Source organism: Paracoccus sp. 08, from assembly GCF_024105395.1.
GTDB lineage: Bacteria > Pseudomonadota > Alphaproteobacteria > Rhodobacterales > Rhodobacteraceae > Paracoccus > Paracoccus marcusii.
In genome coordinates, this window is sequence record NZ_WEKR01000041.1 from 1 (window position 1) to 14,795 (window position 14,795).

The window sequence follows — 14,795 nt, forward strand, 5'->3', positions numbered from 1 at the left end:
CTGCCTGCGCCTCGGTGAAGCGGCTTTTTCTCATGTCGTCTGCTCCTTCGTGATGAAGCAAACTCTACATTAAACCGAGGGACGTTCCGGGGGGCAGGTCAATGGCTGAAGGCACCGCTGAGCGCACGGGCGCAGGAGGACAGGCGCCAGGCAGATCGCTATCTCGAAGAGTTGCACGGTGTCTGCCTGGCCCTTGCCACCGGGGGAATGGTCAGTCGTCCGGTTGATCTGCGCCCCGGAACCCGCAAGGCGCAGTGCTTGGTCGATTTGGGTCACCACGCCCCTAACGTAAACATCGAGATGATCGTGTCGCGCCTGGTCCGTGCGGGCAAGCTGGGCGGGTTCCACTTCAACGATAGCAAGTACGGCGACGATGATTTGGATGCCGGCACGATCGAGCCGTTCCGGCTGTTCCTGGTCTTCAACGAACTGGTGGAGCTGGAGGACACGCCCGGCCTGGACCTGTCTCACATGATCGACCAGAGCCACAACGTCACCGACCCTATGGAAAGCCTGATGATCTCGGCGGTGGAAATCCAGCGTGCTTACGTGCAGGCCAGCCTGGTCGATCGCGCAGCGCTGGAAGGGTACCGGCAGCAGAATGATGCGCTGATGGCGGCGGCGACGCTGCGGGCGGCGTTCCGCACTGATGTCGACCCGATCCTGCAGATGGCCCGCCTGCGCAAGGGCGCGGCCATCGATCCGGTTGCTGCGTTCCGCGCGTCCGGTTGGCGCGCCCGCGTGGCGGAAGCCCGACCGGCCGTTACCGGTGGCGGAGGAGGGATCGTCTACACTCAGGACCCATTGATTTGCTTGGGGTCTCCAAACCTATATGATCCAAACCCCTGAACTGACGGGGGGTGAAGACGAGCAGCAATTTTTGGCTGACCGACGAGTAGATGGATTAGCTCCGGCCGTTTTCCCGAAGAGCCATGGCAAGCTGAATGTCGACGACCGGCGCGTTCTGAGCAGCATCGTCTTCATCAATCGCAATGGCTTGCGCTGGTGTGACGCCCCACGGGAGTATGGCCCGCCGAAGACGCTTTACAACGGCTGGAAGCGATGGGGCAACATGGGGGTGTTCGCCCGGGTGCGCTTGGGAGAAGGCGATCGACCGCTATGGGCGGTCAAGTCATGCTGCGCCTGCTTTCATTGCATACCGCGCGAACTGCGGTTTGCCGTCCACCAAAATGCGGAGGTCCGAGCGACGTAGTCGGTCTGTCCAAGCGAAGGATGTGACCTGAGATCTTCGACCGCCATTCATGATGTCGGGCGGTCAGAACAGATGGATTGATTCGTTCAGCGCCTCGACAAAAAATCAGTATTCAGTATGTTGGAGGATCCTCCAAGCCGAAACCATCCGGGTGTGCCAGTCTATGATTGCCACCTAGTAGAGAAAGCCGCGGCGCATCCGCTAGATAGGTGATGTCCACGCTCCAAACCTGGTTTGGGCGGTCCACCCGCAGTCCGCGCAAGAGGTATAAGTCATTTGCCCCTTCGCTGGCTTGCAAGTGTTGAGCATCTGCTAGATCGGTCTCAATCCCATCACGCACATTAGCCGAGTTGTGCGCTTCTTGTTCGCCTTCCGGCTCGCGAAAACGGTTTCAATTGTGGTGGTGACCGATGGAAAGATGATGCCGATGGACAATCCAGGCCTGAAACTGGTCGGTTACGTTGGCACACATGACATTGAAGCGACCGTGGCCCTAGTGCAGAGTAGCGGACAATAGGGCACGCATCGCAGGACCATGCGCTGAAAAATAATCTAGACTGATGGTTATGGGTGCATTTGACCATTCCCGAATGCGCAATTTGGTGATCGACGGTGCCACGACCGAATTTTCTCGCGATCTGAAGCTGCAGGGTCTATTGTCGCATTGAAGATTTACTCCATTGACAGAACTTCCCAACGTGAACCTAAAATCTGCTGCGTACCACGAAACATATGCTGGCGCCTAGACTGTCTTAAGCGCGTGTAGATAGCGACTTAAAAATCTAAGGTGCTATGGAGCTCAATATTATCTCAGATGCTTTTGCGCCGATGATCATTGCTGTAGAATTGGTATTTCCAGACACAGGATGCGGCATAATTGACGCATCCGCTATGCGTAGGTTAGATATTCCATGGACCTGCAGATGGAAGTTAACGACGCTTGACCGCGGGTCTGCGCCCATTCGACAGGTCCCATTTCCATGAAGCCCAGATCTTACTAATAAACGTGGCTCCGCTGCGACAGTAGCATCGTTGTAGTCCACTCTATCGGGAGGGATTTCCTCACCGCAGTAGGACGAAAGGGCTTTGCTGCGCGCGAACTTTCTGATGATATTGACGATCTCGGCCTGCGTATCGCAATCCTGTGGATGCTCTCCCCAGTTCATCAATATTTTAGGCGGTGCGCGATAATCAGCCGAAATAATCTTGACTTGCCCTCGGCTTCGGGGGCGTAAATCATATCCTAAAAACATAATGCCCGGTCTGGTTTTGGGCTGTCCCCTTTCAATCGAGCCAGGTTTTTTTAGACTGTTCTGGATTGAGCATGGGACAAGACCCAACTGAATATTCGGCCAAACCTTATTGTCTTGATTTGATATCATTGCCGTCACCGGTACAGCCGCTGTAGCCATCAAGCCCTTCAAGCCAAGATAATATTGGATGACATGAAGGAGAAGCCGCCAGGTCCTAAGCTCACGATGCAATTTCGGGTCATTTTTAAGATCATAGGTAATTGAGATCATTGGGTGATCTGCCAAATTGCGACCAACTTCTTCCAGCGCGTGTACGATCGGAATGCCCGCTTCCTTGAGCACGGAAGCTGGTCCGACGCCGGACAGTTGAAGAAGCTTCGGGGACTGTATCACGCCAGCTGAAAGGATCACTTCGCGCATCGCATAATATGTCTTCTCGACGCCATCCTGGTTACAAACAATACCATGAGCTCGACCGTTTTTGATGATAATGCGCGTCACTTCACTGTTGCAGTGAATATTCAGATTATCTCGTGCCTTTACCGGCTTTAGAAACGTTGAATAACTTGATTCCCGTCTCCCGTTGTGATCAACCGTGAATTGTGAAAAGCCAATTCCATCGGTGCTAGGCTGATTGATATCTTCAAGAAATGGAAGGCCAAACTCTTTTCCGGCGGAGATCATAGCCGAAACGATGGGTGATCGAAAGCTTCTCTGGGTTACCTTAAGTGGTCCGTTTTCTCCTCTAGAGCTGTGCGACCCTTTCTCTCTATAACTTTCGATCTTTTTGTAATTGCGCTCCATATCCTTCCAGCCCCATTCAAGGCTGCTGGCTTCCTGCCAAGATTCAAAGTCAGACGGCATCCCTCTCATATACCACATTCCATTAACTGCACTGGATCCCCCCAGCCCGCGCCCGTAATGGACAGGCTCCACCGTGGAATTTTTAGGATCAGTCATACTGTATTGCCAGAAGTATCCTGGCTTCCCAAGCATCTTCGAAAAACCTCGGGGCATGGATATAAAGGGGTGGCGATTATTACCGCCTGCCTCCAGAATGAGAACTGTGACATCCCGGCGTTCAGAAAGTCTATTTGCCAAGACGCAGCCGGCAGACCCTGCTCCAATAATGATGTAGTCAAAGCTTTCCATTGAAGAACCTACTATCTTACTTAAGGAGGGTTAACCGGTATTTCTTTATATCAATTCTAATTTAATCAGTATTGAAATTGGTGTAAATCAAATCGACGTTCAAATCATCCGCAGACAAGACAAGGATCGGTACCACCACAAACGTCTAGCGGGATTAGTTAAAGAGTCCCGGGCTGCACCTTCTTATTACCGTCTAGACGACATTCAATATAACTACTTAGCTAGTTGCTTCATCCAGGATGATCATATAGACCCTCGCCGGATCGCGATCTTCGTGGCAAGAGCGATCTTGGGCGAGCTTCGGGACGGGAGCAAGGATGCTGATTTCTCTTCACAAGCAGGCAGCAACAACACCGAAGATACGGGCCCCGATCCAGAAAAGCACGGAGCCGGCTTGGAGGGTGGCGGAGCGCTACCGCATCTCCATGCAGACCGTCTGGAAGTAGCGGAGCCGGGACAGCGTCCATGACCGCAGCCATACTGCGTACCGGCTTCAGACAACGCTCACGCCCACGCAAGAAGCTGTGGCAGTAGCGCTACGTAAGTCGTTTTTGCTAACGCTGGATGACCTCCTGTCGGTAGTGCGGAAGTTCCTAAACCCTCATGTCTCGCGTTCCGGGCTGGACCGCTGCCTGCGCCGGCATGGCGGGGGCAATCTGCGCGCTTTGAAGCTTGCCTTGCCACATCCTGCGCACGAGGCCTTCAAGGCCTATGAGCCGGGCTAGTTCCATATCGATGTGAAATACCTGCCGCAGATGGCGGAAGAGGACCGTCGCCAATATCTGTTCGTCGCCATCGACCGCGCTACGAGGTGGATCTTCGTGCGCATCTACCCGGCGAAAACCGCTGCCAACGCCCGCCGGTTTCTGCGCGATCTGGAACGCACTGCGCCGATGACGATTACCCACGTACTGATTGACAGCGGCAAGGAGTTTATCGATCGTCTGCTCGGCCTTCGCCGCGGGGGCCCTGACCTGCCACTGAACTTTCATCCAGCCACGACCGGAGCCGGTAGCTGATTCACGCCTTTTGGCGCGGGTTGAGCAATCGCCCGGCGCGCGGAACCCTCATCGCCTGCAGCGGGTCGGGCGATTGCGGTGGTCAGGTGCAGGGCGAAGCCCGCGGGCGTCTGGTATCCGAGGGCCGAATGGGGCCGCTCGGTGTTGTAGTTGGTCAGCCAGCCGCGATCAGATCGCGGGCATGGGCGAGGTTGCGGAGCAGGGTCTCGTTCAGAAAATCGTCCCGTATCCGACCATTGATGGGGAAGACGGCCCCGCTCCTAACCTGGGACCGTATATTAGTCCTGCCTCACACAAGGAGCATTTCAATGACCCCAGCCATCGTCGGCCTCGACCTGGCCAAAAATGTGTTCCACGTCCATGTCGCCGACCCTTCAGGTATGATGCTGGAAAGCACGAAGCTGGCGCATCGCGATGTCCTAAGTTTCTTTAGGCCCTTGCCATCCTCTTTGACTGGCATCTAGGCTTGTGCGACTGCCCACTATTGGGCGCGCGAGCTACGGGCGCTCGGTCATGAGGTGCGCCTCAGCCCACCAGGCTACGTAAAACCCTTCGTGCGCCGCGGCGCGAAGAACGATGCCACCGATGCGCCAGCCATCTGTGAAGCCGTCACGCGCCCAAGCGTGCGCTTTGTTCCGATCAAGCTGCAGGAGGATCAGGCCTTCCTGATGCTGCACAGGGCCCGCAGCCTTCTGGTCCTGCAAAGGACAATGGCGGCCTGTGCATTCCGAGCCCACCTGGCTGAGTGCGGCATGGTTGTTGCCCAGGGCCGGCACCGGGTCGATATCCTCTCAGATCCTCTCGATGAGCTTCGAGAGGATCTGCCTGAAGATGCCTGCTTCGCGTTGGATGCTCTTGCAAGCTTGCTGGACTCACTGAACCGGCAAATCGACGGGATCGATGCCCGCTTGGCCGAGAGGCACAAGACAAACGCGATCTGTCGCCTGCTCACGACCATTCCTGGGATCGGCCCGATCACGGCCACGGCCTTTGCTGCAACGATCCCTGATCCCTCTGCGTTCCGCTCCGGTCGGGAGTTTGCGGCTTGGCTCGGCCTGACCCCGCGCCAGATCTCTGATGAGCTACTCCCCGAAAATCGGACAGTGACGGAAGCTACGATCTGACGTTTGCTGGTCTCCAAGAACGAGGAGATCACAAATGCGGGAACGCAGAAACCGTGACGCGGGCTTTAATGCGCGTATTGCGCTGGAAGCATTGAAGGGCGAGCGCACTGTGTTGGAGCTGGCCGCCGAATACGGCGTGCATCCGACGATGATCCATCAGTGGAGTGAGCCATGGTCCGCCATTGGTCCGAGGACAATGGCGAGCGCGCTGATCGACGGTGCGGATATCTTCGAGCGCGGCGGCAAAAAGCCTGTCGCAAAGGTGGAATGAGGAGACGGTCCGGTCGGCTGCATGCCAAGATCGGAGAACTGGCTGTCGCCAATGATGCTCCGTGAGACTTACGCGGCCCCACAGGGGTCACGGTTCTCACTTCGATGTCACGAAAGCTCAAGCCGTGGACCGGCAAGTGAGGCAAGGGATGATTGAGCGGGGCCATCCGGCGTTGTCGGTGGTGCGCAGTGCCGCCTGCTGTCGATCTCGCGCTCGTTCTTCTATCATGAACCTGTCGGAGAGACGGAGCAGAACCTAGGCCTGATGCAGTTCATCGACAAGCAGCTCCTCGACACCCCCTTCTACGGGGTCCGGCAGATAACTTGGCATCTGCAGAACGAGGGGCACGGCGTGAACCAGAAGCGCATCCGGCGCCTTATGCGGCTCATGCGCGTTCTTCGGGAAAACGGTCCACCGGACCGTTTTCTGACCCTCCTCACTGCCGATCTACCAGAAGCCCGACACCAGCAAGCCGAGGAAGGGGCACAAGACCTATCCCTATCTAGCTCGGGTGGGCTGCAGGTCGATCGCCCCGGCCAGGTCTGGCGTGCCGACATCACCTACCTGCCGATGCGGCGCGGCTTCATTTACCTCGTGGCGATCATGGACTGGTCCACCCGAAAGGTGCTGGCTTGGCGCATTTCGAACACGCTGGAGGCTGACTTCTGCGTCGAGGCGTTGAATGAGGCCATTCACCGCTTCGTCGCGCCCGGGATCATAAATACGGACCAGGGTTCACAGTTCACGTCCTTTGCCTGGACAGACAGGCTGAAGCGCGCTGGCACCCGGATCTCCATGGACGGCAAAGGCCGGTGCATCGACAATGTCTTCATCGAGCGCCTCTGGCGGTCCCTCAAGTATGAATGCGTCTACCTGCACGCTTAGAAAACGGGGTCTCAGGCCAAGGCTACCATCGGCCAATGGATTGCCTTCCATAATCATCGGCGACCCCACATCGCACATGGCGGGCAGCCGCCCGCCGTGGTCTACTTCAACACCATCGAAACCGATCAGCAGGCGCAGGCAGTAGCTTAAATCAGCAGGAAAACTGTCCAAGGATCAGGGAGTAGCTCACGAGGTCAGCTTGGTGCCGTTGTCACTGACAATCATGCCGGGCTTTCTAAGGCGTTCGATCAGCGCGGTCAGCTCGTGTGCCACACGTCGGCCCGAGATTGAGGTGTCGGGGATCGCGGCAAGACATTCCCGCGAGACGTCATCGACGGCGTTCAGCACCCGGAAACGCCACCCGCAGGCGAATTGGTCATGCACGAAATCTAGCGACCAGCGGGCATTGGCCCGCGCCTCGACCAGGATCGGGGCCCTTGCGCCGATGGCCTTGCGGCGCGCTTTTTGTTTACGGACGGTTAACCCTTCCTCGCGGTAGAGACGGTAGATGCAGCTGATCCCCGACGCCTCGCCCTCACGCTTGAGCAGCACGGAAGAGCCGTCGGTAGCCGAACCTGCGCCGCTCATTTGCCAGATCCCGCGACCGGACGCGCAGCGCCGTGTTAGGCGCACGCTGCGACTAATAGCGGACCATCGTCCGATCCGCCCCTGCAATCTGACACGCCCGCCGCTCCGACAACCCAAGCTGGGCCTTCAGCTGCGCGACAGCCTCGCGCTTCGCGACGGGCGTCACCATTTTTTTTGAGTAGCTCACGCATCGCCGCCATGTCGAGCATCTGCTCGGCCAAGAGCTTCTTCAGCTTTGCGTTCTCATTCGGCGCGGCGCTCGGACCGATGGCGCTTGCGCCTCATTCCACCGCCTTCAGCCGCTTGGCCTCGGACACCGTCATCCCCGAATACTTTGCCTGCCAGACTGAGACACGTGCCCTCCGACATTCCGTGCTTGCGGCACAGATCAGCGCACTTCGCGCCGTCGACGTATACGTCGACCATGCTCCTGCAGGATGCCGATAATCTGCTCTTCCGTCAGTCGTGCCTTCTTTGTCGTCCGTCCTCTCCATGCATGGGCCGGACGCTAATCGCAGATGGAGGAAAAATCCCGTGGCAGGTCAGCAAGTCAAAAGTAACGTACGTTCTTTCCAGACTCCAATGTTTAGTCATCATCAGCACCAACAAAATTATCCTGAGGCTATTACAGCACTTCGATACATGTTCTAGTTGTATAGAAACACTCGTGCTGGGGAAGTCGTTATGGTCGACTGTTTGAAACTCAAGGTCGTAGCAGGGATCGCCTTGTGCGTCTGTCTATCGCAGCAGGCGGCCGCCGACGGGTACTTCCTGCAGGCTGATCTCGGGGGTCAAACCCAAGGGCTTGTCGCTGCTTCCAGCACAGGAGCTATCGGTTATGGCTTCAACGCGGTGAAATATGAAGGTGGGCGCGCGGGCGCCATCAGCGTGACTCATGCTTGGCCACTTGGAGACATCGCGACCATCAAGGCGGGGCCAACCATAGGGTTCGAGAGAGAGGACGGGCAGGGCACCGATATCGCTGGAGGGGCCAAGGCATCGATAGAGCGGTATAGCCCCTCCTCGTTTGGGGCGACCTATGTCCTGGCTGACCTCAGCACCGTCAACGATTCATGGTTCCTGCTGACACAGGCAACATTCCAAGCCCCAGGGGTGATTGTGGAACTGTCGCGGGGTGGCAGCAACTCCTACCATGAAACGACCGTTGCTCTACAAAAGAACCTCTCGGATAGCCCTGTCAAACTGCGCCTTGGCTACAAGGTAAGCTCAGAAGAGCTGTTCGCAGGCATTGCCGTAAATACGTTTTGAGGCCTGAAATGACCGCAATGCCCACCCTGACACTACGCCGTTCCGTGATCCTGTTCTGCCTCTCTTGCCTGATGGCGGTGACCGTGGTCTGCGCCAGCTTCGTTCTGCTGCGGGGGGACCGGTTCACCGACAGTACATTAGCCTTCGCCTCGCGGTTCCGCACGACAGCTGCTGCAGGTGAGCTGGCACGTACGTTGGAACGCGATTGGCACAATCTGGTCTTTTTGACCGAACATGCCGGAGCCCTTAGCCCGCAAGAGCTGTCCTATCTCCTGGCCGGTGCAGGGGGCGACGGTACGCGAATTTCCTGGGTCGGATATGCCGATCTTGGCGGCACTGTGGTTGCAGCGACCGACGATCTGCTGGTTGGTCAAGATGTCAGCGCACGGCCGTGGTACCGAAACGGTCTGTCGGGCGGGTTCGCAGGCGATGTCCACGATGCACTTCTATTGGCGCAGTTGCTTGGCAGGGACGCAGAACAGCCGTTGCGCTTCATCGACCTGGCACGCCCGGTTCTGGATCAGAACGGCGACGTAGCCGGTGTCATCGGGATGCACATCAATGCTGATTGGTTGGCAGACTATCTTGCCGACACGGCAGAGCGCTTCGGGATCGACCTGTTCCTGATCAACCCGAGCGGGGCGATCTCAGCGTCGTCCTCCGACCAGGCACCGACAGAGGCCGACTTGCAGATCTTGCGCTCGGCGCAGGCGGGGATCGGCGCCGAGGGGCGTGAGACATGGCCAGACGGGCGTGACTATTTCTCGACGGTGGTGCCGCAAGTCACATCTGGTGACCTGCCAAGCTTCGGCTGGCGGATGATCGGACGGCTTGACGCCAGCACGGTCCGCTTCGGGGTCGATCTTGTCCGAAACGGTGCGCATTATGCGGCGCTTCTCGCCCTGGCGCTGGTGACGCTGATCACACTTATTTATGCGCGTGTCGTGCTGGCGCCGATCGCGCGCCTGGCCGCATCGGCAGAGCAAATCTCTGAAGGCTCACAGGACTATCCCGCCAATAGCCGCATCACGGTTGAGGCGGCACAGCTGTCAACCGCGCTGGCACGCCTCCAGCGCGATCCGGTCAGCGGCGAGAGCTGAACGACAGTCGCCGACCTATACCCGAAAGGATCCCAAGCAACTGAGCGCGCCCCGTGCCTGGGGCCGCACCCTCGGCGTAGAACCGCAGCATCAGGGCTTCGCGCTGGTCTGGGGTTGGCATAAGGCGGATGCGGTTGCCGTCCACCGTCTCGGCGATGACGGTTACAGGAATGTCGCCGATCTTGGCGATCCGCAGCTTGGCCTCGGTGCCTGCAGGATAGATCTTACCGCGCAGTCTGGCCTCATCCATGTTCATCGCGCTGATCCACTGACGCCGGATATCGCCCTCAACCACGAAGACGGCGCGATCTGGCAAGTCGGCGATATGGCGTTCCCGGCGCGGTAGTTCGATGCAGGCCAGAACGGTCAGTGTCAGGACGAACACGTTGTAGATCGTCCAGAAGATTACGACCCATTTGCCGTCGCCTGCATCGTTGAACGCGAACCGATCAGACAGGATGCCGATGGTCAGGCCAAGAAGGGTCAGCACCAGCAGGATCAGGAACGGTCGCATCAAAGCCCACTGGACAGTGACCTTGGTGCGGTCGCCCCCCTTGGCGGTCACTGAAAACGGATGCCCCTTTGGTCGGAACATGCCGGTGAATGCCGCGCGGCTGATTGCGATCGCGCCGATCAACTGGCTGACATCATGCAAGATCGGCACGAACATTCCCGGCATCAGCGTCCGAAGAACCAAAAATGACCACAGGAAATAACACCCGAAGAACGTGATCACGTCGGGCAGGGACGCGTCCACCACGATGATGTTGAAGAACCAGTCCAGCAATGGATAGACGACCACCGCGATGCGGAACGGAAAGCTGGTCATCCAGAAGAAGATCGAATCGATGACGCTCCAGCGATCGCGCAGGCGCAGTTTGCTGGCCGACAGAGGGCCCAGGCTGGAGCGGGCAATCTGCATCAGCCCCAGGCACCAGCGCGCGCGCTGCGTCACGTATTCCTTGAGCCCTTCAGGGGCGAGCCCCTCGGTCAGGGGTTCGGACAGATAGACCGTCTTGAGCCCGCGTTCCTGCAAGGCCAGTGTCAGCATGAAATCTTCAGTGACGCTCTCCGTCGGAAAGCCGCCGATCTCGCGAAGCGCGGACCAGCGGCATATGGATGACGTCCCGCAGCAGATGGCGATCCCCCACCCGTCACGACAGGGCTGCATGTGATCGAAGAAGAACCGCTGTTCGTCGGGATAGGACTGGCTGATCCCGAGATTGTGCTGGATTGGGTCGGCATTGAAGAAGTGCTGGGGGGTCTGGACCAGTGCCACGTCGGGATCATGAAACAGCGCCAGACTGCGCCCCAGAAAGCCGCGATGGGGAACGAAGTCAGCGTCCAGAACAGCCACAAAATCTGGTGGAACTGGGTCCTCGGCCAGACGATCCAGCGCGTGGTTGATGTTGCCTGCCTTGGACCCCTTGTTGTCTGGACGACGCATGTATCGGACCTGCTGTTGCGCGCAATAGTCGCGAAGCCAGTCCCGGCGGCTGTCGTCAAGAACCAGGACTTCCTTGTTCCTATGGCGCAGGAACTTGGCGCCGATGATGGTGCGTTCTAGAACCTCCAGGTCCTCATTGTACGTGGCAATCAGGATCGCGACCCGTGGTTCGGTTTCACCCCACCACCCCTCGTGGGCGTCCGCCTCGGCGCTGCGGATCTTGATGCGCGACATGATCACAAAGGCGCTGACCGATCCCATCAGCGCAAGAAACTCGAGCGCGAACAGCGACCAGCTTGCGAGCATGTCCAAGGTCAGGCCGGGTGGCGCCAGCGTCTCGGTTCCCCGCCACCAGATATAGCGAACGGCCAGCAGAAAGCCGATGCCCAGCAGGATCGAGCGGTGCAGGGTGTCGTGGACATTCACCCATGATCGGAGGGTGAGACCTACGCCAAGGACCAGCAACAGATGAACCGTGCTAGACCCCAGCTGGCTGAACAGCAGGACGTCCGGCATCTCAGTTGAATAGCCCTCGGAGGCCGTCCAGCGGGCGCGTCTCGAAAAAGGCACGTCCCGTTTGGCCGATGACACAGTTGTCCGCGCCCCCGTCGCGCAGTGCAGGAACGATCAGTGCCACGTCGAAACGCTCCAGGTGTTTCTGGCTGGGAGCGACCGCCATCGCTTGGTAGATGGTAGCGGCGCCGCTTCCGGCAAGGCGGGCGACAGTGGCATCCTGGACTTCAGAAGAACCCGCAAGTCTGAAGCGCGCGGACTGGCCGACAGCCAGATCATTGTAGGTGCGTTCAGTCACCGACAGGGTCACCACCGTGGAACTGCAATCCACGAGCCGCAACAGCGGATCGCCGCGCTGAACGTTGACTCCGTCGGCCTGAAGCACGTCCCAGAAGATCCCGGTTACAGGGCTTTGCAGATCGCCGCCGATCTGGCTGTTGACCCGCAGACGTTCTCGGTCGGTACGCTCACCGACTGCGGTCAGCCTGGCATCGGCTTCGGCCAGACGCGTGTTCAGGGTCGCGATTTCACTGCGCAATTCGACGCTGCGCTGTTCGGCATTGGGTGCGTCGTTGTACCCGTCGCCCAGAAACACGCCCTGTTGCGCAGCGTTTAGCGCGATCTGCAGGATCGCCACGCGTTCGCGCGCATGATCAAGCACCAGCGCATCCAGCCGTGGTTCGGCAGGCAGGCGCTGGTCGTCCTCCTCGACCGCGTCCAGCAGGCGCGGGTCGGGCACAGCGGCTTGCTCTTGCTCCAGAATGGCCAGACGCGATCGGGCGTGCGTCAGGCGCGTTCGCAGCTCTTCCAGCCGGTTCGTGCGAAAGATGTCCGCACGTCGGTCCAGGTCGTCGCGGATGGCACCGGTTTCTGCCAACAACTCCGCGATCTGAGCGCGCGCAGCCTCCTCCAGCCGGACTTCCATCAGCAGATCATTGAGCCTGACGCGATCGACGATCGGGTCTTCAATGCTGGCCAGCACCTCGCCTTGCGTAACCCGTCCGCCCAACTGTCTCTCGGGGATCGTCAGGTTTCCGGCAACCGGCGCCCGGATCGTGACGATCGGTGCGTTGACTACGGCATCCGCGCTCGCCCCGGACATCTGCTCGCCCACGATCACCCAGATCGACAAGAGGATCAGGAGGATCCCGATAACTGGTCTGCTGTATTTCATGAGAGATGCAACCCAAGCTGATGATTTCTTTCATTTCAGCTTAAGCGAGTAATTCATGCCGGTCATCACCATCTGGAGATGTTTTTCACTTATTGCAGCGGCGTGTTGCATCCCCCTTCCCGGAAGGCCAGATCGACAAGCATCAGCAGGGTATCGGAATAATAGTCAGCACCAATACGTGCAGATGAAGCATCAAGAGATGCACAGTCTATCAAGCGTCGAATGGCGGTGAATCCAACTCGGTCGCTTGCCTGAAGCACCTCTCCTTGCGGCGCCGCCTCAACGACGACATGTCCCGGCAAGGCACCATCGCTCATCAAGCTCGCTGCCGAACGCACTGCCGGGTGATCGGTTCTGTTCGACCAGGCCAGATAAAGAGGGATGCGGAGAGCGTCATATCCCCATCGAAAGTCATGCTCTACAGGCTTTGCGAAACCTGCCCGTGTTACATCCACCCAGTTGGGCAGGAAGCCAGTGGCTGCCAGTTCGGCAAGTACGGTTTCTCCATGATCGGCTGCCTGAACGAGCGCAGGCTCACCCGCAGCTTTTCCCAGCTCTCGCAGGGCACGTGGCATGATGTAGGATGGGTTGATCAGCACACGATCTTCGGCATGCCTTGCTTCGGCGCCTGGCAGAAGCAGCGGTCCATTCGCCGCCCTTGGATCGGGAGCAAGACAGAGGCGTGCAATATCTCGTGCAATTCTGAGAGCGGCGTCAGTATGCTCTGTCCACCCAGAGTCCCGTCCGGCTCGAAGCAGTGCCCAGGCACGAAAAAGATCGCCGTCGGTGGCATTGTGCCAGTCAGGGATATTGTTGCCCGCACCTGGCTGCCATTTCCAAGCCATCAGGCTATCATCGCGGACCGACAGATGATTGGTCGTCCAACGTTCTATCTGCTCAAAAACGTCGCGATCTCCGTGAGCCTGCGCGAGCAGAAGGCCATATCCCTGACCCTCCGAGTGAGAGATCGCCCTTTGATGCTCGTCTACAATTCTGCCGGACCGGACATAACTTTGCAGCCAACGTTCCCAAAGAGCGCGGGTGGCACCGGAGTAAACAACATGCGGTCTCGCGACGACGGCTGAAGCGGCCAGTTTTACCAGCCGTCGGCGTGTTATCAGCATACCCTCGTCCACCACGCTATCGGGTTAAACTTCTGGTTGGTATCGCCCAACACGTAACTTGCCCCACTTTACATGGAGCGTCGTAAGATACGATAGAGTTTATGCCGTCATGGCCGGACGCAGGGGTTCTAGAAACCTCCAGTCTCAGTCCATCCGCCGCAGAAGCAAGCGCCAATGCTCGTTGAAGGAATTTTAGGGACGCTCGCGGTTCCGGCAGGGATCCTGAAAGCTGGGGGATCAGTCTGTCAGAAGGTCTAAAATGTAAATTTCGATGTTGGGCACGGCACACCATTAACTGCTAATGCCTAGTGAACTGGACCCGGCCTCCTTGAGGTTCCTCCAGCCTACTGACGAATAGCGACGCTTATGGATGGGAGTAAGGACCTATTTGGACTTCGCTTGTCTCCCGGCCCGTAGTTGCGTCGTGAGCTGCTGCCGGTTTCGTGGACACGAAGATAAGATCGCGACCAAGGAACTGGAGAGTGGATATGACGAGACGAAAGTTCAGCCGTGAGTTCAAGACAGAGGCCGTGAGGCTGGTAACCGATCGGGGCGTAGCGGTGTCACAGGCCGCACGCGACCTCGACCTGTCCGAGAGTGTGCTGCGCCGCTGGATGAGGGAATTGAGCGCAGCCCCGGCTGCTGCATTTCCCGGGAATGAGC

11 protein-coding genes and 5 pseudogenes are annotated in these 14,795 nt (G+C 58.3%); 10 read left to right on the forward strand and 6 right to left on the reverse strand.

Annotation, left to right across the window (positions count from 1 at the left end; genetic code table 11):
• The first annotated feature begins 258 nt into the window (after window positions 1-258).
• Entirely contained in the window at window positions 259-849 is a 591-nt protein-coding gene (locus GBO37_RS13075) for a hypothetical protein (RefSeq protein ID WP_252929457.1), read from the forward strand.
• Between the two features lie 35 nt (window positions 850-884).
• Window positions 885-1,097, forward strand: a pseudogene (locus tag GBO37_RS13080) (transposase); the annotation flags it as partial.
• Window positions 1,098-1,995: 898 nt separating this feature from the next.
• On the opposite strand, the gene GBO37_RS13085 reads toward GBO37_RS13080, so the two are convergent.
• Window positions 1,996-3,618: a GMC family oxidoreductase gene (locus GBO37_RS13085; protein ID WP_252929458.1), complete on the reverse strand. Its 1,623-nt coding sequence runs from the start codon at window positions 3,616-3,618 to the stop codon at window positions 1,996-1,998.
• A 317-nt stretch (window positions 3,619-3,935) separates the two neighbouring features.
• Between GBO37_RS13085 and GBO37_RS13090 the strand changes: the two are divergent.
• Window positions 3,936-4,565: pseudogene (locus GBO37_RS13090) on the forward strand (IS481 family transposase); the annotation flags it as partial.
• A 41-nt stretch (window positions 4,566-4,606) separates the two neighbouring features.
• Here GBO37_RS13090 and GBO37_RS13095 read toward each other — a convergent pair.
• A pseudogene (locus GBO37_RS13095) lies at window positions 4,607-4,887 on the reverse strand (transposase); the annotation flags it as partial.
• Window positions 4,888-4,945: 58 nt separating this feature from the next.
• Between GBO37_RS13095 and GBO37_RS13100 the strand changes: the two are divergent.
• From GBO37_RS13100 to GBO37_RS13115, 4 genes and pseudogenes are all read left to right on the forward strand, one after another.
• A complete protein-coding gene (locus GBO37_RS13100) occupies window positions 4,946-5,101 on the forward strand; it encodes a hypothetical protein (RefSeq protein WP_252929460.1) in 156 nt (51 codons plus the stop codon).
• Window positions 5,102-5,113: 12 nt separating this feature from the next.
• A pseudogene (locus tag GBO37_RS13105) lies at window positions 5,114-5,761 on the forward strand (IS110 family transposase); the annotation flags it as partial.
• 34 nt (window positions 5,762-5,795) lie between these two features.
• Window positions 5,796-6,032, forward strand: coding sequence for a transposase (locus GBO37_RS21640; RefSeq protein WP_371927579.1), 237 nt, complete (start codon window positions 5,796-5,798; stop codon window positions 6,030-6,032).
• 198 nt (window positions 6,033-6,230) lie between these two features.
• Window positions 6,231-6,917 (forward strand): IS3 family transposase, encoded by a 687-nt coding sequence (locus GBO37_RS13115; protein WP_256480842.1) that lies wholly within the window; start codon window positions 6,231-6,233, stop codon window positions 6,915-6,917.
• 189 nt (window positions 6,918-7,106) lie between these two features.
• Here the strand turns inward: GBO37_RS13115 and GBO37_RS13120 are convergent.
• Window positions 7,107-7,968: pseudogene (locus GBO37_RS13120) on the reverse strand (DDE-type integrase/transposase/recombinase); the annotation flags it as partial.
• 221 nt (window positions 7,969-8,189) lie between these two features.
• Between GBO37_RS13120 and GBO37_RS13125 the strand changes: the two are divergent.
• Entirely contained in the window at window positions 8,190-8,774 is a 585-nt protein-coding gene (locus tag GBO37_RS13125) for a hypothetical protein (RefSeq protein ID WP_252929463.1), read from the forward strand.
• A 17-nt stretch (window positions 8,775-8,791) separates the two neighbouring features.
• A complete protein-coding gene (locus GBO37_RS13130) occupies window positions 8,792-9,874 on the forward strand; it encodes a cache domain-containing protein (protein WP_252929465.1) in 1,083 nt (360 codons plus the stop codon).
• Here the strand turns inward: GBO37_RS13130 and GBO37_RS13135 are convergent.
• From GBO37_RS13135 to GBO37_RS13145, 3 genes are all read right to left on the reverse strand, one after another.
• On the reverse strand, window positions 9,858-11,837 hold the full coding sequence (locus tag GBO37_RS13135; protein WP_252929467.1) for a glycosyltransferase: 1,980 nt from the start codon (window positions 11,835-11,837) through the stop codon (window positions 9,858-9,860). The genes GBO37_RS13130 and GBO37_RS13135 overlap by 17 nt on opposite strands.
• Window position 11,838: 1 nt before the next feature.
• Entirely contained in the window at window positions 11,839-13,008 is a 1,170-nt protein-coding gene (locus tag GBO37_RS13140; protein WP_252929469.1) for an HlyD family efflux transporter periplasmic adaptor subunit, read from the reverse strand.
• 89 nt (window positions 13,009-13,097) lie between these two features.
• On the reverse strand, window positions 13,098-14,132 hold the full coding sequence (locus tag GBO37_RS13145; RefSeq protein ID WP_252929471.1) for a glycosyl hydrolase family 8: 1,035 nt from the start codon (window positions 14,130-14,132) through the stop codon (window positions 13,098-13,100).
• A gap of 488 nt (window positions 14,133-14,620) precedes the next feature.
• On the opposite strand from GBO37_RS13145, the gene GBO37_RS13150 reads away from it, so the two are divergent.
• On the forward strand, window positions 14,621-14,795 hold a 175-nt coding region (locus GBO37_RS13150), incomplete at its 3' end, for a transposase (protein WP_252929475.1).